This window comes from Spiroplasma apis B31, assembly GCF_000500935.1.
GTDB lineage: Bacteria > Bacillota_I > Bacilli_A > Mycoplasmatales > Mycoplasmataceae > Spiroplasma_A > Spiroplasma_A apis.
The window spans coordinates 907,293-933,056 of sequence record NC_022998.1 but is presented as its reverse complement, the minus strand read 5'-3'; the positions used below and the strand labels follow the sequence as shown (position 1 = coordinate 933,056).

General features: G+C 27.4%; 24 protein-coding genes. 21 read left to right on the top strand and 3 right to left on the bottom strand.

The annotated features are described in order from the left end of the window. Window positions 1-16: 16 nt before the first annotated feature. The 3 genes from SAPIS_RS04010 (at window position 17) to SAPIS_RS04000 (ending at window position 3,167) form a co-directional block, all read left to right on the top strand. Window positions 17-454 (top strand): iron-sulfur cluster assembly scaffold protein, encoded by a 438-nt coding sequence (locus SAPIS_RS04010; RefSeq protein ID WP_023789903.1) that lies wholly within the window; start codon window positions 17-19, stop codon window positions 452-454. Beyond that, on the top strand, window positions 454-1,866 hold the full coding sequence (gene sufB, locus SAPIS_RS04005) for a Fe-S cluster assembly protein SufB (RefSeq protein ID WP_023789901.1): 1,413 nt from the start codon (window positions 454-456) through the stop codon (window positions 1,864-1,866). Before SAPIS_RS04010 ends, sufB begins: the two co-directional genes overlap by 1 nt. 77 nt (window positions 1,867-1,943) lie before the next feature. Further along, window positions 1,944-3,167: an SGNH/GDSL hydrolase family protein gene (locus SAPIS_RS04000; RefSeq protein WP_023789899.1), complete on the top strand. Its 1,224-nt coding sequence runs from the start codon at window positions 1,944-1,946 to the stop codon at window positions 3,165-3,167. 990 nt (window positions 3,168-4,157) lie between these two features. Here SAPIS_RS04000 and SAPIS_RS03995 read toward each other — a convergent pair. Continuing rightward, a complete protein-coding gene (locus SAPIS_RS03995) occupies window positions 4,158-4,349 on the bottom strand; it encodes a hypothetical protein (protein WP_023789897.1) in 192 nt (63 codons plus the stop codon). Between the two features lie 774 nt (window positions 4,350-5,123). On the opposite strand from SAPIS_RS03995, the gene SAPIS_RS05470 reads away from it, so the two are divergent. The 11 genes from SAPIS_RS05470 to SAPIS_RS03950 all read left to right on the top strand — a co-directional run bounded on the left by SAPIS_RS05470 (window position 5,124) and on the right by SAPIS_RS03950 (window position 17,001). Beyond that, on the top strand, window positions 5,124-5,270 hold the full coding sequence (locus SAPIS_RS05470) for a hypothetical protein (protein WP_166484609.1): 147 nt from the start codon (window positions 5,124-5,126) through the stop codon (window positions 5,268-5,270). A gap of 2,183 nt (window positions 5,271-7,453) precedes the next feature. Next, a complete protein-coding gene (locus SAPIS_RS05375; RefSeq protein WP_144083790.1) occupies window positions 7,454-7,636 on the top strand; it encodes a hypothetical protein in 183 nt (60 codons plus the stop codon). A 98-nt stretch (window positions 7,637-7,734) separates the two neighbouring features. After that, window positions 7,735-7,968, top strand: coding sequence for a hypothetical protein (locus tag SAPIS_RS03990; RefSeq protein ID WP_023789895.1), 234 nt, complete (start codon window positions 7,735-7,737; stop codon window positions 7,966-7,968). Window positions 7,969-8,445: 477 nt separating this feature from the next. Continuing rightward, window positions 8,446-8,721, top strand: a complete 276-nt coding sequence (locus SAPIS_RS03985) for a hypothetical protein (protein ID WP_023789893.1) — start codon at window positions 8,446-8,448, stop codon at window positions 8,719-8,721. A gap of 237 nt (window positions 8,722-8,958) precedes the next feature. Further along, window positions 8,959-9,309 carry a hypothetical protein gene (locus tag SAPIS_RS03980; protein WP_023789891.1) on the top strand — a complete coding sequence of 117 codons (351 nt, stop codon included), beginning with the start codon at window positions 8,959-8,961 and terminating at the stop codon, window positions 9,307-9,309. Between the two features lie 1,227 nt (window positions 9,310-10,536). After that, window positions 10,537-10,992 (top strand): lipoprotein, encoded by a 456-nt coding sequence (locus SAPIS_RS03975; protein ID WP_023789889.1) that lies wholly within the window; start codon window positions 10,537-10,539, stop codon window positions 10,990-10,992. Window positions 10,993-11,061: 69 nt separating this feature from the next. Beyond that, on the top strand, window positions 11,062-11,613 hold the full coding sequence (locus SAPIS_RS03970) for a hypothetical protein (protein WP_023789887.1): 552 nt from the start codon (window positions 11,062-11,064) through the stop codon (window positions 11,611-11,613). Beyond that, the gene (locus SAPIS_RS03965; RefSeq protein ID WP_023789885.1) at window positions 11,573-11,776 is read left to right on the top strand and encodes a hypothetical protein; all 204 of its coding nucleotides are present in this window, start codon (window positions 11,573-11,575) and stop codon (window positions 11,774-11,776) included. Before SAPIS_RS03970 ends, SAPIS_RS03965 begins: the two co-directional genes overlap by 41 nt. A 296-nt stretch (window positions 11,777-12,072) precedes the next feature. After that, window positions 12,073-12,267 (top strand): hypothetical protein, encoded by a 195-nt coding sequence (locus tag SAPIS_RS03960; RefSeq protein ID WP_023789883.1) that lies wholly within the window; start codon window positions 12,073-12,075, stop codon window positions 12,265-12,267. Between the two features lie 1,202 nt (window positions 12,268-13,469). Beyond that, window positions 13,470-13,886, top strand: coding sequence for a hypothetical protein (locus SAPIS_RS03955; protein ID WP_023789879.1), 417 nt, complete (start codon window positions 13,470-13,472; stop codon window positions 13,884-13,886). 2,524 nt (window positions 13,887-16,410) lie between these two features. Continuing rightward, window positions 16,411-17,001 carry a Pr6Pr family membrane protein gene (locus tag SAPIS_RS03950; protein WP_144083789.1) on the top strand — a complete coding sequence of 197 codons (591 nt, stop codon included), beginning with the start codon at window positions 16,411-16,413 and terminating at the stop codon, window positions 16,999-17,001. 12 nt (window positions 17,002-17,013) lie between these two features. Here the strand turns inward: SAPIS_RS03950 and SAPIS_RS03945 are convergent, their stop codons facing one another. Both SAPIS_RS03945 and SAPIS_RS03940 read right to left on the bottom strand, forming a co-directional pair. Continuing rightward, window positions 17,014-17,463, bottom strand: a complete 450-nt coding sequence (locus tag SAPIS_RS03945) for a hypothetical protein (RefSeq protein WP_023789875.1) — start codon at window positions 17,461-17,463, stop codon at window positions 17,014-17,016. 35 nt (window positions 17,464-17,498) lie between these two features. Then, a complete protein-coding gene (locus tag SAPIS_RS03940) occupies window positions 17,499-17,738 on the bottom strand; it encodes a NifU family protein (protein WP_023789873.1) in 240 nt (79 codons plus the stop codon). A gap of 90 nt (window positions 17,739-17,828) precedes the next feature. On the opposite strand from SAPIS_RS03940, the gene SAPIS_RS03935 reads away from it, so the two are divergent. The 7 genes from SAPIS_RS03935 (at window position 17,829) to SAPIS_RS03905 (ending at window position 24,736) form a co-directional block, all read left to right on the top strand. Then, on the top strand, window positions 17,829-18,149 hold the full coding sequence (locus tag SAPIS_RS03935) for a S1 RNA-binding domain-containing protein (protein ID WP_023789871.1): 321 nt from the start codon (window positions 17,829-17,831) through the stop codon (window positions 18,147-18,149). A 24-nt stretch (window positions 18,150-18,173) separates the two neighbouring features. Beyond that, entirely contained in the window at window positions 18,174-19,454 is a 1,281-nt protein-coding gene (locus SAPIS_RS03930; RefSeq protein ID WP_023789869.1) for a glucose-6-phosphate isomerase, read from the top strand. A 76-nt stretch (window positions 19,455-19,530) separates the two neighbouring features. Beyond that, window positions 19,531-20,037: a dUTP diphosphatase gene (locus tag SAPIS_RS03925; protein ID WP_023789867.1), complete on the top strand. Its 507-nt coding sequence runs from the start codon at window positions 19,531-19,533 to the stop codon at window positions 20,035-20,037. A gap of 14 nt (window positions 20,038-20,051) precedes the next feature. Next, a complete protein-coding gene (locus tag SAPIS_RS03920; RefSeq protein WP_023789865.1) occupies window positions 20,052-21,107 on the top strand; it encodes a hypothetical protein in 1,056 nt (351 codons plus the stop codon). After that, complete coding sequence (locus SAPIS_RS03915; RefSeq protein WP_023789863.1) at window positions 21,100-21,849, top strand: TrmH family RNA methyltransferase; 750 nt, start codon at window positions 21,100-21,102, stop codon at window positions 21,847-21,849. Before SAPIS_RS03920 ends, SAPIS_RS03915 begins: the two co-directional genes overlap by 8 nt. 26 nt (window positions 21,850-21,875) lie before the next feature. Next, a complete protein-coding gene (locus tag SAPIS_RS03910; RefSeq protein WP_023789861.1) occupies window positions 21,876-23,291 on the top strand; it encodes an NADP-dependent glyceraldehyde-3-phosphate dehydrogenase in 1,416 nt (471 codons plus the stop codon). A 140-nt stretch (window positions 23,292-23,431) separates the two neighbouring features. After that, complete coding sequence (locus tag SAPIS_RS03905) at window positions 23,432-24,736, top strand: ECF transporter S component (RefSeq protein WP_023789859.1); 1,305 nt, start codon at window positions 23,432-23,434, stop codon at window positions 24,734-24,736. The last annotated feature ends 1,028 nt before the right edge of the window (window positions 24,737-25,764 follow it).

The window sequence follows — 25,764 nt, the reverse complement described above, 5'->3', positions numbered from 1 at the left end:
GAAAAGAAAAAAAATTATGTTTAATAAAGAAGATAAAATTATTTTAAGACAAATTATTATGGAACACTTTACAAGTCCATCTAACAAAGGTTTTTTAGAACTTTCAAAAGGAATATTTAAAAATCAGGACTCAGCTAGTTGTTCAGATGAAATCAATGTACAAATAATTTTTGAAGATGGAAAAATAGTAGATAGTAGATTTGATGGTGTTGCTTGTTCAATATCAACTGCCTCTATTGATATATTATGTGATCAAATACGTAATAAGGGTAAAGAAGAAGCTCTTAATATTTTGTATAATTACCATAATATGATTTCAGGAAAAGATTACAATGAGGATATTTTGGATGAATTAATAGCTTTTTGACAAATTCACCATCAAGGCAATAGAATAAATTGTGCTCTATTAGGAGCTGACGGTTTGAGATATATTTTAGAAAATGAGGTTAAGTAATGAAGAAGTTAAAACAAGAGGAAGAAATCAAAAAAATAAGTGAATATAAATACGGATTTAATGAAGGGGAAGTATCTTCGTTTAAGGTTGAAAAGGGGATTAATGAGGACATTGTTCGTCAAATTTCTAAAATTAAAGGTGAACCTGAATGAATGTTAGAGTACCGTTTAGATAGTTTCAAGAAATTTTCTCTTAAACCACAACCAAATTTTGGTCCAGACTTGAATTTTGTTGACTTTCAAGATTATTATTACTATACCCGAGGTACAGATAATGTTGCCACAAGTTGAGATGATGTACCTGAAAATATTCGTAAAACATTTGATAGATTAGGTATTCCCGAGGCAGAAAAAAATTTCCTAGTTGGTATAAATGCGCAATGAGACGCCACTCCGATCTATGAACAATTACAAACCGAAATATCAGAAAAAGGGGTCATTTTTACTGATTGTGACACAGCATTAAAAAAATATCCAGAATTATTTAAGAAGTATTTTGGAAAATTAGTGCCAAATGACGACAATAAATATGCAGCATTAAATGGTGCTGTTTGGTCAGGAGGAACTTTCATTTACGTACCTGAGGGTGTTAAGTTAGATATGCCGCTTCAAGCGTACTTTAGAATTAACTTCAAGCAATCAGGTCAGTTCGAAAGAACGCTGATTGTAGTTGAAGATGATGCTCAAATTCACTATATTGAAGGTTGTACAGCCCCTGTTTACTCAAAAAACAATTTACATGCAGCAATAGTTGAAATATTTGTGGGTAAACGAAGTAGTGTGCGATATACAACTGTTCAAAATTGAAGTGATAATGTTCTTAATTTAGTAACTAAACGAAGTCTTGTTGAAGAGGATGGAAGAATGGAATGAATTGATGGTAATATTGGTTCTAAAATCAATATGAAGTACCCATCTTGTATTTTAAAAGGTGATCGTTCACAAGGTGATACAATTTCTATTGCGGTTGCTAAGAAAGGTGTTTATCAAGATGCCGGAAGTAAAATGATACATTTAGGCAAAGAAACCAAGTCAAAAATAGTATCAAAATCAATTACTTTCCAAGGTGGAACTGCAAATTATAGGGGTTTAGCTTATATTGGTGAGAATGCAACAAATTCTAAGGCAAGAGTTGAATGTGATACTTTAATATTAGACAACCAATCGCACTCAGATACCATCCCACAAAATAAGGTTCACAATAATGAGTCACAAATTGAGCACGAGGCTACTGTGTCAAAAGTGAGTGAAGAACAACTATTTTATCTAATGAGTCGTGGTTTGAGTGAACAACAAGCACTAGAAATTATAGTTATGGGTTTTTTAGAACCATTCACAAAAGAATTACCTCTTGAGTATGCTGTTGAATTAAATCAACTTATAAAAATGGATATGGAAGGATCTGTGGGTTAATAAATTTAACCCATTTTTTAATATATAAAAATATTTTAGTTTAAAACTCCTTTAAAATGTTTCAAAGGAGTACAAGTATGAAAAAAATAATAAACTTAGTTTTGCTATCGTCAATTTTTGTTAGCGCACTTTCTTCCATTAGTTGTTCCACTATTTCAAGCACAACGCAACCTAAAAATTCTTTTAAAAACTTTTATGTTTTAGGAGATAGTCTTAGTGACACTGGTGGCTATGAAGCAATTGCAAATAGCGTCATAAAATCAAATAATCAAGATGCTATTTTTAAATATGCCGGTTACTATAATAAAAATACTCATAAAAATAACTTGGCATCAGCATCTAATGATCAACCCGCTGTGGAATGAGTAAATAACTTATTAGGATTTGGAAATATGGGTCCTGCAGGCGAATTGTTGAGTGATGAATATAAAGGCGGAAGGAACTATGCTATAAGTGGTGCAAGAGCTAGCGATGATATAACATTAAACTTAACAGAAATTGGTATAAGAAATTTTAAAATGAAAGCAGATTTATTTTCTCAGGCTAGTGCTTTGACTTTGCAAAATAAGTTATCAAAGGGAGATTTGGTTTTCATTGAAATTGGTGGAAATGATATGAATGCAGCTCTAGAAGCATTTTTGAGTAGTCGTTCTATAAAAGATGCAACGGATTTGCTTGACAGAAGTAAAAATAATATTAGCAAAACTTTAGACATAGTTTTAAAGACTGGTGCCACTGTCTTATATATGAACTCACCAGATTTAACCTTAATACCAATTTTAAAAGGTGGCGAACTTGATAAGAATGGTAAAGTAACTAAACTCTCTGAAATGGCACCAATGTTTACATCATTAATAAAAAAATATGATATGCAATTTTCGAATGAAATATCAGAAATAATCGATAGTTATAAAGAACAATACAAGGGACAAATAGAGTATTATGATTTATACGGTAATTTCAAAAATATTATGAATGATTATAAAACATTGATGTTAGAAGAATTTGGTTTAAAAATAAATACTTCGAATAATTTTGGTTACTCGTATACAAGATCGCAATATGAAGACAAAACTATCGTATATGAATTTAGAAATGACCCGATTTCAACACATGAAAATATGGATATAAATGAGTTTTTCTTCATTGACGGTGTTCATCCAACCAAGTATGTTCATCAGTTTGTTGGTAAACTTATTTATAATGAAATCTGTGACCTATGATATCAAGGTCTTAACAAAGTTTCGATTAACCTTGAACTTATGGGAAATGATAAGTACAAGCAAAACAATGAATTGTAAGAGATTATGGCACTAAATACAAGAAGTTAATAAATGCTTCTTGTATTTTTTCTTTGCTTATTTAAAAAAATTAATTACCATGTTTTAAAGGGCAACCCTTTTTTAGGTGTTTTATACTTTCATTATATTCTTTTTTAATTGCAATTTTATTGCCGTGAGTTCTATGACTTCTTATTCAATTGTATTATAAGCTTCATTTCATAACGTCGAGTTATATTTAGCGTCTTATGTTTTCATAACAATCGCCTTTGATTTAGGTTTAAGAAAAAAATGGTTTAAATCAAAAACACAGAAACCATTTTTTATTATCCTAATTAATGCTTGAACCATATTTCACAACTCTTGTTGAACTATATGAAAACAAAATGTCGAGATTTTCTATAAACTTATCTAGTAAATGACTTATTCTTAATAGGGTTTGAATGATTTTGTTATATTCTTTGAACAGTATTGGTAAATATGCTTTCCACCTTAAATTGTTTCTATATTATTTATTCTATTCATTATGGTCATCATATTCGAACCATCCCTAAAGTTCTTTCCACCAAGGTTTTTCATGAGAGATAGTGGTTGTTTTTGTTGAAGTTTTTAAAGACAAAAAGTAAATTGCAATTGAGTATAAGACTCAGAGTCTTTATTTATTTTCCAACTAAATACATTTCTATTGTCGGTTACATTTTCAATGGAATACTGTACTTTTAAAAGTTTCTTTATAAATATAATAATTCTCTGTTATTTATTGTTCACTAAATACCCATCTAAGATTTTTTAGTCAACTTCTCTATTGCTATATGTAATGTCATTTAAACCATGTTTTAACTTGTGGTTTGATGCATTTGCCTCAAACACCGTTCTTTTTTGAACGGGGAAAATTATTTCAATATTTTATTTCAAAACACTCTTGATAACTAAACATACTGAAATGAAAGTAATTTATTTTACATAAAATTATAACTTTGTCTTTTGTGTATTGATTTATTTTATTTCTCGCTACTTTCCAATATTTTTAAAGATAAAAGCTTTTGCACCAATATCTATGTAATCTTTAAGTTTTCTGTATGCATGTCTTTTAGATCACCCAAGAGCTTGTGCACTTGTGTTAATTTTGTCAATATTATTTGATGATTTTCTTATGATTTCTAATTTGAATTGTTTCGTAATGTTTAAATAAATTCCCCTCATAGGACTACGTCCAAGTAATTTTACCTGTGACATAATTGTTTGTTGATTGTTTGTAATATTTTTGCTTATTATTCATAATATTTATTTAGAAAAATTTATAAAATTATTAAATTATGAGTGTATATATGATATATTAGTAATAAGAGCGGAAGCAATTGCAAGCCGACGGTTACACTCTATCTGTTCATAGAGTTGAAGATAAAGGTTTATATAAACCTTTTTTTTATTTATATTTTAAATCTGATGAAATATTATTTAAGAAAACGATAATTGGTAAAAATTCCTAAGAAAGTTAACATAACAAACAAGAAGGATTTTACCAAGAAATTTATATTGCAAAAAAATGAGAGATTTTTAAACAAGAATAAAAGATATAAAATACAAATGCTTTCTAAACAAGATAAGGAAAACACAAAATGAACATTTCAACCTTTTAATGATCAATAAATTGAAGCAAGGGGACATTATAGATAAGTTGTCAAAGAAAGTTCTATGATTCGTAGAGTAGATAAATTGGTTTAATTGTCTCATAAATAATTAATAAAATATATTTAATTAAACAAGCCAAAAATGTGAGTCAAAAAAAAGAAACCAGTTTTGTCTAAAAGACAATCAAAATTATTTAATACAATCTCTAAATCAGGTAAAGCAAAACTCTTGGGATTAGAGAATAAAAAAATAATGAATAAAATGTTATTTCTTTTATAGCAAAAATTATTTAAAAGAAAGCGGTAATTACAATGTCAAGTTTATATTAAGGGTGAATTATAAACATTGAGATTAAATTATAAAACAATCGATGTTATAAGTTTATTTAAGAATCTATTTGTAATAGAAGATTGTAATGAGAGAAAAACGAAGTTAGATGAAATTAAAGTTAAAAATTATGATGAGAGAAAAGAAGTATACAAGTTTTTTTAAATGTTATGTAACACTGAGATAATTAATAATGTTAAGTCTTAGTACGAGAAGCATTTGATAAATGATGCTGATTATATTTTTTAAAAAGATAGAGTAGAAAAGACTATTATAGCCAAAAAATAAATAAAATGAAGATAATAAATGTGTTGGCAAGTCAATTATTTATTGAAGTGAGAGATTACGCAAGCCAAATGAGGTGGAACCAAAAATAAAACAAAAAGCTAAAAATTTCTAGTAGAAAAGTGAATTTAAAGAGAGGTATGAAAAAAAGAAGCATGGTTGGGGTTAAGCAGAAGGCATTTTCGAAAAAAGTTTTGAAACAAAGGGTTTTTTTACAATCGACATTTATAAAAACCCTTTTCTAACTCTTCGAAAACGAACTTCGAATCCACGCGAACTAAATCATGAGCTAGTTAAATTGAGTAAATCATAAAAGTTTTAGCTTCCTTGATTACATAACCGAACATGATTTGTTGATCGCTAGCACCCCGTTCTTAACCATCAACTCCTTAAGAGTTTCTGCGCATACTCCTATTCTTCAAACCAAAACTTTGATAGTGGGCACGTATGGGTTGTAAGCAACAAATAAAAATCTAAACCATGTTTTTAGTTTATTTGTCACTCATCAAATATGTTTTCTTTATAAGAGAAAAAAATTTTTTGTATTTATTCAAAAAAATAAAGATGATTTATGAAGATGGGGGTTAAGGATTTTGAAAAAAACTAAAATAAAATCATCTTTTTTTCTTTAAAATGCTATTAAGGTAAAAAACAAAATATATATATTGGAATTAAGTTCAAAGTCAAAGAAACTCAGTTTTTTATAGGCTCAAAAATATTGACAATGAAAGTTTTTTTATATTAATCATCAAAGTTGTGAAAAAACTCACGAAAAAGGGAAAATAATATTTAGTTAAACTTGATTTAGATAAAAAACATAATAATAAATTAATAGACAATGAAGCAGATGATAATGCGGGCTTAATTTCTAGTTTGACTTTTTTTTGAATAATGCACAGATTTAAGTATTATCAATCTTGTGTTTCCAAAAAAACAGCAGTCAAAGAAGAAAATATTAAACCAAATGTATAAAATAACCAAGAATAATATGAATACATAATTGTCAAACTAACGAAAGGTAGAAAAAGATAGATATTTATAAATATCTAAATGGGGGCGAGTAAATAGATTTTTTTAATATAACCAAGTTGTGATTAAAATGATGATTGTCATTAGCTTAACGCTTATTTTTTACTGATTTTTTTCATCTTCTTTATATCAAAATTACAACATGCTTAAAACTAACAACAAATCACGATGAATGAGGAGGGACTCACAGGCTTCCGGGGTAATGTGACTATGTTTCAGTAGGGTTAGTTATCTGACATATCTAGGTAATAGCCCTAGCCCTTGTTTTATTTAAAAAAAGCATGTATTTTGATAAAAGTAAAAAAAGAGGCCATAATATTTAAACGATATATAATAAAAGCAATCAGTTATATGATAACTGGGTCGCAAAAACTAATGTTTTTAGCGGACGTTATAAAAGGACGTGGAGTCCAATAACAAAAAAGGAGATTCATCTCCTTTTTTTTGTTTAGAATTGAGATATTATGAAATACAAAGCTGGACAAATTTGGTGAGGTTATTCAGAATTTCTATAAGATTTTTACAAAAGAGATTACAAAAATATAAAAGATAATTATGACGAAGTTATCGCCTATATTGATGGGGCGAGCAAAATAATAAATAAAAGAAAAAATAGTTATTTTTTCTTTTATTTATATAATTTTGGTACGAGGGTAAAGAAATGAAAAGAGTAATAATGATTTCAATGATGTTGAATTAAGAAATGCCTTCTTCAGATTGATATTTTCATTTATGAATATTCATGTAACTAAATATAGATATATCAATGACAAAATATTACCAAAAGGAATGAAGAAATAAAATGTAAGTCAAAGTGAAGCTATTAGATATTTAAACAAAACATCTTTATTTGTACATGAGACCCACAAATTGTGAACTGGAAACCTTGTTGCAAATAAATAGATATTTGATTGATATAAAGTTCTAAGAAAGTACAATGCGAGAATGAGTTGTTGAACACAAAATATAACCGACTTTTATGGAAATAGTGCATATGAAATACAGCTAACTAAGGGTATTTTTGAAAATAGCCAATGTGTAAACACTATGTCGTTAAAACTCAAAAAAAGACTTGAGTAGCTAATAATTTATTTGCTTCAACTTCTACTCCTTCTACGGATTATAAAAAAATGTTTATACTTGGAAAAAAAGCAGGAAGTGCGTTGTCTATGGCTACAAATTCAAAAAGATATACTGTATACAATACGAATTTCTAAAAGTATTACAAAAAATGAAAACAGAAAGCGGTTCTTAAAATAAGTGATTTAAACGAGATTAAAATTAGGATAAATGATAAGAAGCTTCTTCAAAAGTGATGCCTTTTAAGGAATTTTGTAGGTTAATAATTGAACTAGATCCTAATACAAATAAAAGTTCTTTAAAAAATTCTTTTCAAGATTTACTAGAGGGTGCTTTGAATACATATTTTGAAGACCAACATAAGGAGAATATAAACACTAGTGTTAAAATTGCAGTGAGACGAATTTTTAGGGATGAAATGAAAAACTTTATAAGAAAAATAAAATCAATTAACTTAGAAACAAAATAGGATAGAGACTATGTTAAAGCTATCAGTAATGTATTGTGCAGGACGATTATTGAGACTAAATATGAATTTGATGATAAGTTATTTTTTTATAGTGATTATAATTTATACGATGAGTTTTTGAAAACCCCTGTTAGTGTTGAGAAATTTGCAAACAATCTAGAAAGAAAAAAACAAGTTAGTGTGAACAACAGTAAAAAAACGTTTAATAAATAAGAATTTTGGGAGTATGAAAATAAGGTTTTATTTATTATACATGTTGAGTTAATGGTGGTCCTATCCCCTATTTTATTAAAAAAAGTATTTTATTTAATAAAAAGTGAAAAAAGTGTTGACATAATATTTGAACGATATAAAATAGAGATAACAGTTAGTAATAACTGGGTGCTACAAGAAAACTTTTCTTGTAAGCTCGACTAAAGAAGGCGTGGAGCTTTCTAAAAAAAAGAGCGTAAGCTCTTTTTTTGACTCAATAATAGTATGAACAAAATACTCGCAGGACAAATTTGATCAGGTTATGCAAAATTTCCAAGGGATTATTATATAAAAAATTACAAAAATTTTAAGGCCGGTCAACAAAAGAAAAGGCCTTTTTTAATTTTAAAAACTAATCAAGACGGTACTGCAAGAGTGGACTATTCAACTTCTAAAGAAAATCCAAAATATTGTTTTAATGTAAAAAACAAAAACAGTAATTTCTATTTTAAACCTAATGATACATATGATTTACCAATAAATAAACTTGGTTATTTCTAGAAGGACCTTTACGGTTCTAAATTATTTAATATATTTAAAAAATTTTTAAAAAGGGATTATTAAAAAAATTTTCATCAGACCCTTATAGAGCGGCTTATGAAAAAAACTATTAGAAGGTAAATTTGAAATTTATCCGGACGACAAAAAAAAATAAATAGAAGAAATCAATTTTCTCCTGAAAGACAAAAACAATTATTTAATCAAATTTATAAAGCGGAAAGAAAAACTTATAGATGAGTGAAAAAATACAATAAAAAAAGAAACCTTAAGCGGTGTGCGTATGTTGGTAAAGGTTGTTTAAAGAAAAATGGTAGGTACGAAATTCCTATTTTAAGGAATAAAAAAATTAGGGTATTAGGAATAGAATGTTTAGAAAAAGATAGTGAAAAATCAAAACAAGGCCGACAATTTGTAATAGAAGATTGCAACGAAAGAAATATGAGTTTTGATGGGAAAGAAGTTAAAACAAGTAAAGAGAGAAAAGAAATATACAAGCATTTTTTTATTTTGTGTAACTTAGAGTTAAGTAGTCATGATAAGTATCGGTACGAGAAGCATTTAAAAATTGACACTGATTATATCTTTTAAGAGATAAGGTAGAAAAAGGCTAATGTAGTCAGAAAACATGTAAAATGGAGAAAATGAGCGTGTTGGCAAATCACTCAATTAGCGAAGTTTTAGAGATTGTACACAAGCAAAATGAGTTGGAACAAAATATAAAATAAAAAGATAAAGATTTTTATAAGAAAAGTGAATCTAAATAGAGTCATGAAAAAAAGATAAGGTTAGGGTTAAACATAATCCCTTGATCGCTAGACTTGTTTTTAATCATCCGTTTCTCGAGAGTTTTTGCACTTACTCCCACTCTTCAAACCAAATCTTTGAGAGTGTTTGCGTATGAATTGTAGGCAACAAGTAAAAATCTAAATCATGTTTTTAGTTTTTTGCCACTTGTTGCCTATAAATTATTTATTAGTTATTTTTTTGTATAAATTTAAAAAAATAAAAAATGAATTGTAAAAATGAGTTTGAAAATATTTTTAAAAATTGATGTTTTTTTCGTTTAAATACTATCAAGGTAAAAAATATCCTGAAGATGAAATAAATAATTTATTAAAGCTTGATTTGGATAAAAAATATAATCATAAATTAAAAGACATCGAAACGGTTAATAATGTGGAGTAATTTTGGGTTTAGACATTTTTTCTTTTTTTGGGAGAAGTCACAAATTTTGATATTATCAGCCTTGTGTTTACTAAAAAAACAATAATTAAAAAAATATAAGATAAAATCTTGAAGACCTATTAGTTAGAATGGAGATTTTGTAAAAAAAAGAAATATTAAAGTTAAGGGTAAAATAATTAAAAAATTAGATAAAGAAAATATCCAATAACAATAATAATTCATAATTGACAAACTAGCCAAAGGTAGAAAAAGATAGATATTTTTAAATTCCTATTTCGGGTGAGTGAAGAGATAATTTGTTTGTTTTCTGATATAACCAAGTTATAATTAATTTAATAATTGTTATGAGCGTAACGATTATTTTTTTTAGCATTGTTTTCACCTCCTTTGTAGCGGAATGACAACACACTTAAAAATAATTACAAATTACGATGAGCGAGTGGGGGTTCGCGGGCTTGGGGGCGAGAGTATAGTGTTTATTGTTTTAGTTATCTGGTTTATTTGAGGAATTGATAACAAAAAAGAAGTGATTAAAAAGGGGTTTTGATTTTTAGAGAAAGTGGTATGATTAAATAAATTGGTTAAACAATTAAAAAATAAAATTAAAGGTTTAAAAGGAGAAACAAGAGTATGAAAAAATTATTAGGAATATTGGGAGCAATGGGAATGATAGCTTCAACAGGAGCGAGTGTTGTTGCTTGTGGGAACAAGAGTAGTAATGGTCCTGGAAGCGATACAGAGGTAAATGCGAATAATATTGATGAAAAAGTTAAAGAATATCAAAAAAAATTAGATAGATACAACGAACTACAAGAAAAAGCTAATAAAGAAAAATTTACAAAAGACGAGAAAATTGAGTGGATAAAACTTGTTGTTGATATTCTGGTTATGAACTATGAAATATGTCAAATTGACAAAAGTAAGTTGCCGGACGACATGACTTTTGGGGCAGCAATCGAAACTAAAGAGAAACTATTAAAAGACCTAAATGAAAATAAAAGCGATGAAGTAAAGCGAGAATTTGAAGACATTTGGGACGAGGTTGTTGGTTATATTGATGCTGCAATTGCGAAATATTCAAAATAAAAAGATTTTAAAAAGAAAAAATAGTTATTTTTTCTTTTTTTTATATAATTTTGGTATGAGGGTAAAGAAATGAAAAGAGTAATAACAATAGTAATGATAGTAATGATAGTAATTAGTATATTTGGAATGGGAGGCTTTTTACAAAATCAAAGTGAAAGAAAGGCAAAAATTGATTTAAATGAAATATATAAGAAAAATGAGGAAGGAAATTTAGTTCAAGGAAAAGAAAAAATTAATGAAATTAATAATGGAACTTATCCGCAAGTAAGTTTAAAGGGAAATAATTATAATTATTGAAAATGATTATATATTGACAGGACTAATGACAGAGGATTAGATGAAGAATATTTTCCGAGTGGATATGGAGAAAATAGGGGAAAGGTAAAAAACGGAACTTGACAGACATATTCATACGAAGTTAAGAGAATAAAAGTCAATGATTATAGTAATGGGTGAGATGATTTTTGAAAGTATTATAGCAATATTTATATCGATTTTAAATATAGTTATAATTTGTGAAACGGGCAAAAAGATTGAAGTTACGAGGGAGGAAATGAAGAACTTTATAAGATAAATAAAAATGATCAGTTTAGAAACGAAATATGATGGAGAATATGTTAAAGTTATTAATAATGTTTTGTACAGAACAATTATTGAGACTAAATATGAGTCTGATAATAAGTTATTTTTTGATAGTGATTATAATTTACACGATGAGTTTTTGAAAACCCCTGTTAGTGTTGAGAAATTTGCAAACAATCTAGAAAGAAAAAAAACAAGTTAGTGTGAATAAAAGTAAAAAAACGTGAATAAATAAGAACTTAAGGGTTTGAAAATAGGGGTTTTGTTATCCAACAAGTCTAGTTAATAGTGGGCCTATCCCCTGTTATATTAAAAAAACTATAGTATTTAATAAAAAGTAAAAAAAGTGTTGACATAATATTTGAACGATATATAATAAAAGTAATCAGTTACATGATAACTGGGTTGTCTATCTTATATGATATGGCATACGACGAAAAAGGGCGTGGAGTCCAAACACAAAAAGAGCATTAGCTCTTTTTTTGTTATAATAATATTATGAAATATTATATAGGACAAATTTGGTGAGGTTATTTAGAATTCCCAGTAGATTATTATAGAGAGGATACTAAAAAATTTAGAGCCGGCACTCAAAAACTAAGAACTTTTGCTATTGTTAAAATTAATAAATATGATACTGGCAGAGTAGTTGATGGTTCATGAACAGTAAAAGATAAATATAGTTTTTTTTAAATGTAAAAAAATCTCTTATTAGATTTGATAAATATAAAGTATTTGATATTTCATTAAAGAATTTAAAAAAATAGCCCTCAAATTTTTTAATAAATATAGTTTTAAAAAAAGAGCGGAAATAATAGCTTGAATAAACTACTAAAAAATCAAATAGAAGGAATCAATTTTCTCCTGAAAGACAATTACAATTATTTAATCCAATTTATAATGTAGAAAGAAAAAACTTATAGATGAGGGGGAAAATACAATAAAAAAAAGAAACCTTAAAAGGGGTTGCATATGTTGTTATAAATTGTTTAAAGTGAAACGGCAGGTACGAAATTCCTATTCTAATAAATAAAAAGGTTCGGGTGTTAGGAATAGATTACTTAGAAAAAGATAATGAAAATTAAAAAAAAGGCCGTAAGTTTGTAATAAAAGATTGTATCGAGAGAAATATGAGTTTTGATGGAAAATAAGTTAAAACAAAGAATAGAGAAAAGAAATATACGATCATTTTATATTTTGTGTAATTCAAAGATAAGTAGTCATGTTAAGTCTCGATACGAAAAGCATTTGAAAAATAATGTCGATTATATTCTTTTAAGAGATAAGGTAAAAAAAGCTAGTATAGCTAAAAAGCAAGTAAAATGATGGAAACAAATGCGTTGACAAATCATCTAATTAGCGAAATGAATGATATTGCACACAAGCAAAATGAGTTGGAAAAAATTAAAAAACACAAAGCGAAGGATTTATTCTCTTATATTTGAAAACGAATGATGCTAATGATTCTTCGATAGTTTTTTAATTGATCCAAAAGCTGGTTTTATAGATCCAGAGGATCCTTTTTTGATATTTGTAGTTTAAAAGCAAAGAAACAATCGAGAAGCTCGTTTTTTACAATCTCAGGTTTTTACAATTACCAGTTGTAAAAACCCTTCTCGAACTTTTAAAAACGAGCATTGAGAGTTTTGTGAACGCTATTACTATCCGAATCAAATCTCTGATAGTGTTCACGTAAGGATTTTATGCAACATTTAAAAATCTAAACCTTGTTTTTATTTTATTTACCACTTATTTATAAGATAAAAAATGTTGATTAAATAAATTCAAAGAAATAATAAACGCACTGTAAAAATAGGGTCTAGAATATTGTCGAAAAATTGGCGAAAGAAAAATTATTTCTTTTTTTTTGTTTAAAATACTATTGAGGTAAAAAAATGAAAATCAAATATATTTATATTCCAATTAGTATCAAAGTTAAGGAAACTAGGTTTTTTATAGGTTTTAAGTCTCCTGATAACGAAGGATATTTTTACATTAATCGACAAAGTTGTAAAAAAATTCCTGAAGATGAAGAAAATTATTTGGTAAAGCTTGATTTGGACAAAAAGTATAATCATAAATTAAAAGACATGGAAACAAATGATAATGTGGGAGTAATTTCAGATTTAGACATCTTTCCTTTTTTTGAAGAATGCACAGACTCTAATATTATCAGCCTTGCGTTTCCAAAAAAAACAGTAATTAAAAAAGAAAATTTAAGATCAAATGTTGAAGACCTAGTAGTTAGAGCAGAAATATTGGAAAAGGAAATTGAAATACTAAAGTTGAGGTTTAAAAAATTAGAAAATTAAATGTATAAAATACCCAAGAACAATAAAAATACATAATCGACAACTAACCAAAGGTAGAAAAAGATAGATATTCATAAATTTCTAAATAGTGGCGATTAAAAATACTCAATTTAAGAATAAAATTTTTAAGAAGAGCGAAAGTTCTTTTTTTCTTTTTTTGTTATTAAAGTAGATGTATGAAAAAGTTTAAATATATCGTGAGTTACCATAATTTATGAAGTTTTTAAAAACAATACTAAAAAATTTGATATGCCAGTAAATAGTTTAGATTACTTTTAATAACAAAAAATAAATAACGATGGAACTACAAGATGTGAACTATATTTTAAAAAAAGTATCAATTTATTTCTAATGTTTGTATTGTAGATCAATACAAATCCTATTGTTACGATAAGTAAGAATCTTTGTATAGCTACTAATAAATTACAAAGAGTAACAAAGAGTTATTTGTTTCAATTCATAATGTAGATAGAAAAAACCTTTGAACTTATAGAAAAACGCAAAAAATAAAGTACTTTATTATTTTATTACAAGATGCTCATTTTAATGAATAATCATTCAATAGAAAGTGAGTAACTAACATAATCATTTATTTAAAAAAAGAAAGAATTTTAAAGGACACCATAAAATCTGACATGAGTACGAGCATATTAAATGATTAAAATAAGATTTAATAAGAAAGTTCAAAAGTGTCTTTGAGCGAGTTAGAGAATTACAATTTAAAAGCAGTGATAAGAAATCTAAAACAAGACTTTAGCCAAGATAAATAAGTAAAAACACCACACTTTATTATTATGAAAGCAAAGTGTCTTTGAAAATAGTTTATTAATCTTAAAATATCTCTCTAGGTATGGTCATATTAATGTTTTAAAGTGGAAAAACTGTAAATTAAATATTCAATCAAATTTGAGTTCTTAAATAAGATTACTTATCTATTTAAAATGCTACAAACAAATTTGTTATTTTAATATAAATAATCTAACAAAGATTTGAATCAATCTGATTCTTATGTATAAAAATAGATGTATTGAATGAATTAATAAGAAAATCTAAGAAAAGTCTTAACTAGCATTATTAAGGGTCAAGAATCTTTTATATCCAAAACTTAATGCTAAGCAAACTAGTTATAACTTTTTCAGATGCCCATATAAAAACCACAAATTAAAATATATTTTTGATTAGAGATTTTTTATCATCTATGAAATTTTGGGTTGAAGTATTTCTAATTTAAATTGATAAATAGTTGATACAAGTTCTAATGTTTGCTTAATAAAAAAAATTTAAAACTACCTCATACAAATCAAGTGCCTTAATATATAAATAATACTTGGAAATTCTTACAAATTAAAAAACACGATAACTACATAATTCTCTAGAAGAGGCATCCCATCATATAATAATGGCACAGAAAATTATTTACTGAATCTTTAAATAGATTTATAGTCGCTAAACAGTAAAGGGTCGGATATCCAAGGTTTGAGATCACCTTTAACTATGTAAAAGTTTATGATAATTTAGTTCAAATTCAGGAAGCAAAAAAATTTATGTCAAGTTGTTATGAAAAAAGTATTTTTGATGTCAGTTATAGTTGACGACTATATATGAAAACCCTTTTTTGTTTTATTTTTTTTATATTGAGCTATCTATTGCTTTTTAATATTTATTTCCTATAATATTTATGATTTTGAAAAATATTTTTTAAAATAAGAAAGGAAAGACATTGGATATAGATTCAAAACATAATTTGATTTTCTAAATAACATGTAAAAGATATTCTTAGTTTCAATCTTACAGAAACGTGTAATGAGGATATATGGTGGAATGGTAGATTTTATAGAAACTACCAAATAATAAATTGTTAATAATGATTCTTATACGTCATAATTATTTATTTGAAGCACTATTTTCTAAGAAATATCATAATACTCAGTTTTTTAATAAGTTATATCTTTTGTACAACGTTTTCGCACTAAAATATATTACCCAGTATTAATTTAACAACTCATTTTATTGATTACTTATAAATAGAGAGAGGTGTCATTATGTCAAATGTCACAAGTTGCAATTATTCTGGGTGCATTTCTAAACCCAAAAAAAGCCTATTAAATTTCTATTATTGTAAAAAACACTATAGATGGATTAAAAAAACTAGAGGATAGTTTTTAGGGTGGTTTGGGTGGGTTAAGATATATAAATTATCAAAACTTTTTCCGTCTTACTTATATTTTTCATAATTTTCTAAAGTCCTTGGGAAATTATTGACCTCATTTCATGAATGAGGTTTTTTTGTATCCTTATGAATTTTTGTTATATAATAAACAAATAAAAAGGATCAGGATTAAATATGAACATAAAGTTTAATTTAAATTCAATAATTAAAGATTGAAGATGATGGTCGTACGTTTTTATACTGATCTCATTAATTTCTTCATTAATTTATGGTTTTTATTATTGTGTTTTAAAAGAATATTGATACGTAAGTGAAACTAGTATCTATGCTAGTTTACTTAATTACGATGCACTTATGAGTTTTTTTTCAGTACAAGTAACAATCATTACGATTGTTTGACTATTATTATTTGTAATAAAAAGCTATAGAAATCAAAAAATAATAGAAAGTGATTTTCAAATCTCGGTAATCAATTATAATTTATTGGTATTTATAATCTTTTGGGTTGGTATCGTCTATAGTTTTGCAAATGAAAAAGGTTTTTTAGAAAATTACAGTAAGAATCAGGTCATTTGTACTTCAATTACACACTTCTTCTTACCTACTTTTTTATTGGTTTTATATCCATTTACATCAGGAAATAAATATATTGACTTTAAAAAAATCTTCAAAGAAAAAACTTTTTATAAAACAATGATATATCCTATCTTTTACTTGTTTTATATACTTGTAAGGGGGAAAATATACCAAAATGATAAAGCGTCAGAAAACTCTTGACCATATGATTTTCTCAACTTTGATAAATTATTAATTGGTAACTCATTGTTTGGTTATATTATTTTACTAGTACTTGTGTTTTTCATATGATTGATCTTGCACCATTGATTGATAATTTCTATCAATAATCTTATTTATAAAAAACGAAAAAAAATAGAGAAAAGCTAGTTTCTCTATTTTTTATTTTTGATCTATTTTATATTGATTTTCACCGTTACATTTGTAGCATGTTAGAACAGACATAGTGTTTTGATATTTAGTATTTTCTGTTCTAAATGAAAAGTTGTTTATTTCTGGTATGATTTTATCCACGCTTTTAAAGTATTCCATGTATTTTTCTGGTGAAGAACGTTTTTTACAATTTATACAACGGAAATTACGAACATCAAATCTTTTTATTACAGCTTGTATTTGAGCAAAATACCAATCAAAATCATTTTTTGGATACTCAGCTGAGAAATATTTATCAAATGCGTCGATTAAAGCACGTTCACCTTCTTCTAGTTTGGCTTGTCTGCTAGCAAACTTTTTGTAAAGTAGAGGTAGCAATAATGATGCTGTAAATAGTGACATAGCAGAAACTGCAGTAAAAATAGCTGATATTAATCCAGTTACTTCTTGTAAACTCATATTTTTTTACTCCTTTATATTTTTTAATTTTTGAATTACATTACTAATTCAACACCTTCGATGTCATAGGGAAATTCTTCTAATAATACACCTTCGACACCTTCTTTGAAGGTGAGCTCTGTGAGACCACAGCCAACACAGTTGCCTTTTAATCTAATATAAACTAATTTGTTTTTAATAGCAACAAATTCCATATCACCACCATCTTGTGATATATAAACTTTTAATTGGTCCAAAATTTCAATGACTTTTTTTTCTAAGATATTTTTTTCCATTTTTTTCTCCTTATTTTGAAAAAAAATACAAAATATATACTTTATTTCTAAGATAAGTTTATAATCATTTATGAAGGAGAGCAATAAAAAATGATAAATATAGGTCAAAAAGTTACAGCAAAAGTTACAAGTATCGTTAATTACGGTGCATTTTGCGAAATTATTGATGGTGAAAACATTATTAAAGGTTTAATCCATATATCTGAAATTTCTGACTTTTACGTTAGCGATATCAACGAGTTTTTAACTGTTGGTAGCGAAGTTGAAGTTGAAGTTATTGATATTATTCAAGATAAAAACCAAGTAAAATTAAGTTACAAACGCATCAGACCAGATTTAGTTAAGAGTGATGACTCTAAATTAAAAGAAACTGGCAGCGGATTTGATAACTTAAAAAATAGTGTAGAATAAGCCATAAAAAAAGAGGTATTTTTTATGATTAAAATAGATTTTTCAAATTCAAAAATTGAAAAAGAAGTAAAAAACTTTGACATTTCAAAAATTAAGCAAATACATGAGATGATTGAAAACCGTTCTGGTTTAGGAAGTGATTTTCTGGGTTGATTAGATTGACCTGATAATTACGATAAAACAGAATACAAAGAGATGAAAGAAGTGGCTGAAAAGTTACGAAATCAAATTGATGTTTTAATTGTTATCGGTATTGGTGGAAGTTATTTGGGTGCAAGAGCAGCTGATGAAATGATACGTGGTCTTTATCACAAGGATAAAGTTGAATTAATATATGTTGGTAATACAATAAGTTCAACTTATACACAACAAGTTCTAGATTATCTAGATAATCTAGAGTTTGGTATTGTTAACATCTCCAAATCAGGTACAACAACTGAACCTGGTATGGCATTTAGGGTGTTCGAACAATATCTTGTTGAGTCAAAAGGCAAAGATGTTGCAAAAGAAAGAATTGTAGCGATTACAGATAAAGCCAAAGGTGCTTTAAAAGAGTTAGCTACAGCAGAAGGTTATCAAACTTTTATAATTCCCGATGATATTGGTGGAAGATTTAGTGTTTTCACACCTGTTGGAATTTTTCCACTATTGGTGGCTGGTATTGATACTGATGCTATTTTCAAAGGGGCAAGCAAAGCCGTTAAAGAGTTAAAGGACATTAATAACGATGCATATTTATATGCTGTGTCGCGTTATTTATTGAATACTCAAAAAGGTTACGCTGCTGAAACTTTAGTTAGTTATGAAATTCAGATGCAAATATTTACAGAATGATGAAAGCAATTATTTGGTGAATCCGAAGGTAAAGATGGTAAAGGTTTACTTCCTACAAGCTGTATATTTTCAACAGATTTACATTCATTGGGTCAATTTATACAAGAGGGAACAAAAAATGTGTTGTTTGAAACTATCATAGATGTTAAAAAACCCACACATGATTTAAAAGTTCCTAAAAATAAAGATGATCTTGATGGATTAAACTATCTTACTAACAAGACTTTTCATGAAATAAATTCAACCGCCCTAGTCGGTGTAGTTGAAGCACATTCTCAAAAAGGTCTAGTTCCAAATATTTTGCTGAAGTTTGAAAAAATGGACGCCGAAATGTTTGGTTATGCAGCTTATTGGTTTATGAAAGCTTGTGCTATGAGTGGTTATTTGTTGGGTGTCAACCCATTCAATCAACCAGGAGTAGAAGTTTATAAAGAAAATATGTTTAAATTATTGAAAAAACCCGGTTATTAAAATAAAAGTTACGATAATATTTATGTTATTCGTAACTTTTATTTTTTTTAATTTAAAATTATTCAAGAGGTGTATTATGTTAACTAATAAAGAATTAATTTATCTATCTGAAAAACAAAAATATTTGGATAATTATATAATGGAAGCAAAAAGTATTATAAACTCTCCAGAAATTACCAAAAAAAAATTAATCGCTTTTTATGTGGAGGTAGCTGAGTTTATTAATGAACAAAGGTCCTTTAAATTTTGGTCAAATAAGAAGCCAAGCGAAAAATCGATTTTACTTGAAGAGTATATTGATGGCATTCATTTTTTAATTTCTTTGGGAAACGATATGGAATACGACTTTTCTAAATACATAAATACTAATGAAATTAAGACAAAAGACATCATTGAAAATTATTTAAATGTATTTTCTATGACATCCAATCTAGTTGAAACTCAATCAATAGAGAATTACGAAAATTTATTAAAATCTTTTTTAAATATATGTTATATCCTTGATTTTACTATCGATGATATTATTGGTTCTTATAATAAAAAAAATGAAATAAACTTTGAAAGACAAAATAGTAATTACTAAAAGGAGAAGTTTCGGTGAACGATTTTAAAAAAAATAAATTATACAATTATCAGCCTTCCAATTTAAATGACCACAAAATGCCCAAATTAGAAAAGGACATTGTAGTTAGCAATAATATCAATAAAGAGTCAAAAAATGAGCATAACTCAGAAGAAGTTGTGTCAAACAAGTTGGATAATTCAAAAGCTAAGGAACTGATTGCCAATATTAAAAAGCAAGCAGAACTTTCTCATGAACAATCCGATAATAATCCAGAACAGTCTAAATTAGTTATGCCAGATCCAAATAGTAATGATCGTTTAATCAAATATGGTAGTTATAAAGTTGCATATGAAGCAAAGGTTCCTGACTATAGAAACTCACAAAAAATAGTCAAAGATTCTAAAAAAGAAGCCAGAGAGAACTTACAAAAAAAAGATATAGATGTCATTGTAAATACTTTTAAACATAAAGTTATTAAAATAAATAAGACTGAAGTAGTTATTAAAAATAATAAATACGGCTTCGAATTTTATAAAAATAGTTTCGATAGAAGGTGATGGGTAACTGCAATTGTCTTCGATGAAATCTGAAATCCGAAAAAAGAAGCTTATCTTTCGTTGTGAAGTGGTAACGCGTTTGTAGGTTATGGTGAAAATACTTTGGACGAAGTTATTTCAAGAGCTCACACTTTAACAACGTCAGGCAGAACCGGCAATATTGTTTGAAGAGATTTCGTTATATCTTGGAATGAACAAAATAATCGTTTTTTAGCGGGTGATAAACCTACCCAGTTTACATTTAAGGAGTATCAAAAAATAATCAAATGATGAGACGCTAATAAAATCAGAATTCACGTCAAACAAGAAAAGATAAAAGACTATGAAGATTTGATGAATGAAACAAAGTTGAAAAAAGCAAAAGGGGAATTTGTTAGTCCAATGGTTGCCATTCAAGCTAAATTATTAGACCCCCCAAGAAAAGCTAAGTATATTTTTGGTTACCCAGTTAAGAAAAAAGATTATAAAGGAAAGGATTATGCAAATCCCGAGAATAAGCTTTATGAAATAGGATTTGCATTTAATGAATAAGTTGGAAAAAATTACATCTGTTAAGAACACTAAAATATTAGAAATTTTAGAACTAAAAAAAATTCGAATACAAAAACAAGAAAAAAAATATATAGTAGAAGGTTTCAATTTAGTGCAAGAGGCTATGAAAAATGGAGTTGTTGAACTTATTTTAGGCACAAAAAAATACTTAGGTTTAATAGACGAAGAAAAATTCATAGAAATAACCGACAATGTTTCAAATAAGTTAAGTGATTTAACAAATACGCAAGAAATTTTTGCTGTTTGTAATTTTAAACCAAAAGACTTCAATGATAGTAATGTTCTTGTTTTAGATGATATACAGGACCCAGGAAATCTAGGAACTTTAATTAGAAGCGCTTATGCATTTGGTTTCGAAAATATTTTATGTTCAGAAAAAACAGTTTGAATTTATAACCAAAAAGTTTTACGAGCAACACAAGGCAATCATTTCCAACTAAATTTCAAAATTGGTATTCTTGAAGAAGAAATGAAAAAATTAAAAGAAAATAATTTTATTATATTAGGAACTTCTTTGAATTTAGATAATAATATAGATATAACAACATTAAAAGATAAGAAAATAGCTTTAGTTTTAGGTAATGAGGGGCAAGGTGTTTCTGAATCAATAAAGAATATTTGTGATTACAACATAGTATTAAAAACTAACAGAAATGTAGATAGTTTGAATGTTTCAGTAGCAGGTTCAATAATTATGAATAATATATATTCAAATAATTAATTTTGTAACACTAAAAAGGAGATAATATGAGAATATTTAAAGCATTAATAGATAACAAACTAATAGATAATGGACAATGACTTGAAATAATCAATCCAACTTCATTAGAAGTAGCTGGTAAAGTTACTGCTTTAACGCCCGATGATATTAAATGTGCGTTTAATGCAGCAAGAAATAGTCAAGCTGAATGGGAAAATACCCCTTTATTAACAAGAATAAGTATTTTAAAAAAATTTAGAGATGAACTTGAAGTTAACAAAATGGAAATTGCCCAAGTAATAAGTGAAGAAATTGCAAAAGGTTTCAAAGATTCGTTAACAGAAGTTGAAAGAACTTTAGAAATTATAGACTACACATTTGAAGAAGCAAAAAGAATGGATCCATTAGCGATGACAGGAGAAGGAATGGGTGCCAAAAACAAAATAGGTATTTTTTCAAGAGTGGCTAAAGGTGTTATTTTAGCGATTTCTCCCTTTAATTATCCTTTTAATCTTGCTCTAGCAAAAATAATTCCAGCATTAGTTATGGGTAACAGTGTGGTCTTTAAACCTGCGACAGCAGGTAGTTTGGTTGGTGCATTTATGTCTGAGTTAGCAATCAAAGCCAACCTGCCGAAGGGTATTTTTAATGTAGTAACTGGTAGAGGGCGTGATATTGGTGATGATATTACATCCAATTCAGAAATAGATATGATTTCATTTACAGGCAGTGTGAACATCGGTAACCAAATACGAAAAATGGGTAGCACAACCGATTTAGTCTTAGAATTAGGTGGTAAGGACCCCGCATTGGTTTTGGACGATTTAAATCTTACAAAATATGCGGATGAAATTATTTCTGGAGCTTTTGGATATTCAGGACAGAGATGTACAGCAATCAAAAGAGTTTTAGTCAACAATAAAATAGCAGATAAACTAATTCCGATGTTGAAAGAAAGAGTTGATAGATTATCGGTTGGTAAACCATCGGATAATGCAGATATAACACCTGTTATTGATATGAAATCAGCAAACTTTATTTTAGGTTTAATAAACGATGCGAAAGCCAACGGGGCCAAAATTATAACTGGTGATAAAAGTGAAAATAATCTTTTGTGACCAACTTTAGTAGATTTTGTAACTCCTGATATGCGCCTTGCTTGAGAAGAACCTTTCGGTCCTGTTCTACCAATTATAAGAGTTGACGATTTAGATGAAATGATAAGTTTAACAAATAAATCAGAATTTGGACTGCAGGCAAGTATTTTTTGTCAAGATCTTTCACAATCTTTAAATGTTGCCAAACGAATAAAAACAGGTACTGTTAATTTAAATGGTAAATCTCAACGTGGTCCCGATTGTTTTCCTTTCTTAGGGATTAAAAACTCTGGTGAAGGAGTACAAGGAATTAGAGAATCGTTGTTAAGTATGACTAGATATAAAGGTATTGTAATAAATTACTAGACTAAAAATAATACAATATATTAATGAAACATTTAAGACATACTCGTATATACTTAGAAGTGATTTAAATTTAGGTAGTATTTTATTTTTGTTGTGCTAAAATAATATTATATTTTAGGGCAAATTGATAGGGGTATTATATGAAAAAAATTAGGTTTTTTGGGATAATAGGAATTTTAGCTTGTTCTTTTTTAATGATTCTTTCAATTATTATGTTTAAGTTGCATGATAATTCCTTCAAATTTACAATAATAGTTTCTTTGCATAAAAGTGTTGGTAATCAAATCTCTTCTACAGATTTAAAAGTATTATCTTATATGATTATTGCGTCAATGGTTGGAATGACATTGATCGGTATTTTAAGATATATTCTTTTTAAGAACAAAACTTTATCAATTATAAGCTCACTAACTAGTGTTTTTGCTTTTGTAGTTTTGTTGGACTATTTTATAAATGTCAATCCAGTATTGGATGATGGGTGATCATTGAATTACAATGACCCAGCATTTATAATTGTTGCAAACCCAACAAGAATAATTTCCATAGTTGGAATTGTACTTTTGGGTATTACAGGCATCTATTCAGTTATCTCTATTGTAATTACTTTTAGAATTAAGAATTTAGCGTCTGACAAGACAGTTAACCACGAAAAAATCAGTAAGAGTTTTTTGGACACACAAGAAACTGAAGATATATCTGAGAATGATAAAAACTTAGTAAAAAATGCTAATCTTGTTGATAATAGTTTTACATCAACTCCAAATGATGAAACTTACAATATAGCTGATAAACTACAAAAGTTGAGAGAAGACCTTGCCGGTGGAATTTTTGACGAACGATTATTTAACACTGATAGTGAGACAAATGACACTGAAAGCAAAAGAGAAGACAGCTTACAATACGATGGGCAAAACATAGATGAAGAAATTGATAATGATGATCCGATTAACTTGAATGAGAGAGTATCGGAAGACAAAGTCGTGGTTGAAGAAAAACAATTAGTTAGCGAGGAAGCTGATGAATTTCCAAGAGAACCCCAACCTCCAGTTGATCCTTATCGTCAAACAATTATCCCAAGAAGGTCACTAGATAGAAAAGTTGAATACAAGAAACCAATTGGAAACAAGCCATTTAGTGAATTATCTCAACCTTCAAGAGAAAGAAGAGAAGCAAAGTACGATAGTAATTACCAAGGAAAAGTATTTCTAGGTGATAGCGATAGAATCTGGGAGGCTATGAAAAAGCAAAAAAGATTAAATACCAATTCATCGCCTCAAATAGAATCACCTTCAAACCCAAATGACTCAAGTAAAATTGAAGAAGTTCAAATAGAAACAACCATTACCCCTGAGTTAGCACCTAAAAAGGTAATTGATCCCTTAAGTGAGAATCAACAAATTAAAAATAATGATCCAATTTACCCAACAATTGATTGGGACGAGTAATAAATTTTTGAAAATCACTTCAATTTTAAAAGGCAACTAAGTTTGCTTTTTTTATGTATAATTCAAACTCGGTATTTGATAATGTGTAAAGATGAATTTTATTCTTTCAATGTTCTATGTTTTAAATATATTTAAAGCCGTTGATTAATTTCCATGCGTCTATTTATAAACATATAAGAATTTGTTTTACTAAGTACATCATTAATTTACCTACGCTTACAATGAAAGCATAATAAAGCAATTATTTTTAACATAATAAGGGTAATTATAAATCAAAATACAACTTTCCTATTTGTTTGATAATTTAATAAAACTTCGCTTTAATAAATGTGAAAGAATGTTGACACTAAATTTTTCTAATGATTTTAAACTTGCCAAATAAATAACTGCTAAAAGAGTTATTATAAGATTTCTAGATACATATAAATTAGTTCATATTCATTGAATGTAATAGAAAATGTTTTTCTCGATTCTTGAAAAATCATTGGCAACGATTTAAAGTAAAACTAAACCTATGTTTGAAAATTTAAGCATACATCGCAGTGTTCGTTTAGTTTTGAGAGTAAAACTTATTTTAATGTTTTTAAAAAAAATGAAATCTAATATAAACGTTTTTTAATGTTCATATATTATTCATTTTGTTGGATTTTTACTTATTTCAATATAACCTTGACTAAGGTGCATCGAGTTTTTATTGTTTTATTCTTAGTTGCAATTGTTTTTAATTATATGAGCTATATTAGTAGTATTTGTAAGTAAAATATTATTTCTTTCTTTATAATACTTATACATCCGGAACTTTATAGATTTTATGTTTCTTTTGTTTATGATGTCAACTTTTTTGATTAATATATGAAGTGGAAAGTATACTAATTAATAATAAGAAATCTGATTTTGTTAGCTAAATATAATTTTCTTGTAATAAATTAGGCTAGAAAACATTGAATATAGGTACGCCCAGAAGAATTAACATAAAAAAGTTTGTGGTACACATTTTAATGATAAAGAATAAGAGATTTAGAACGCAA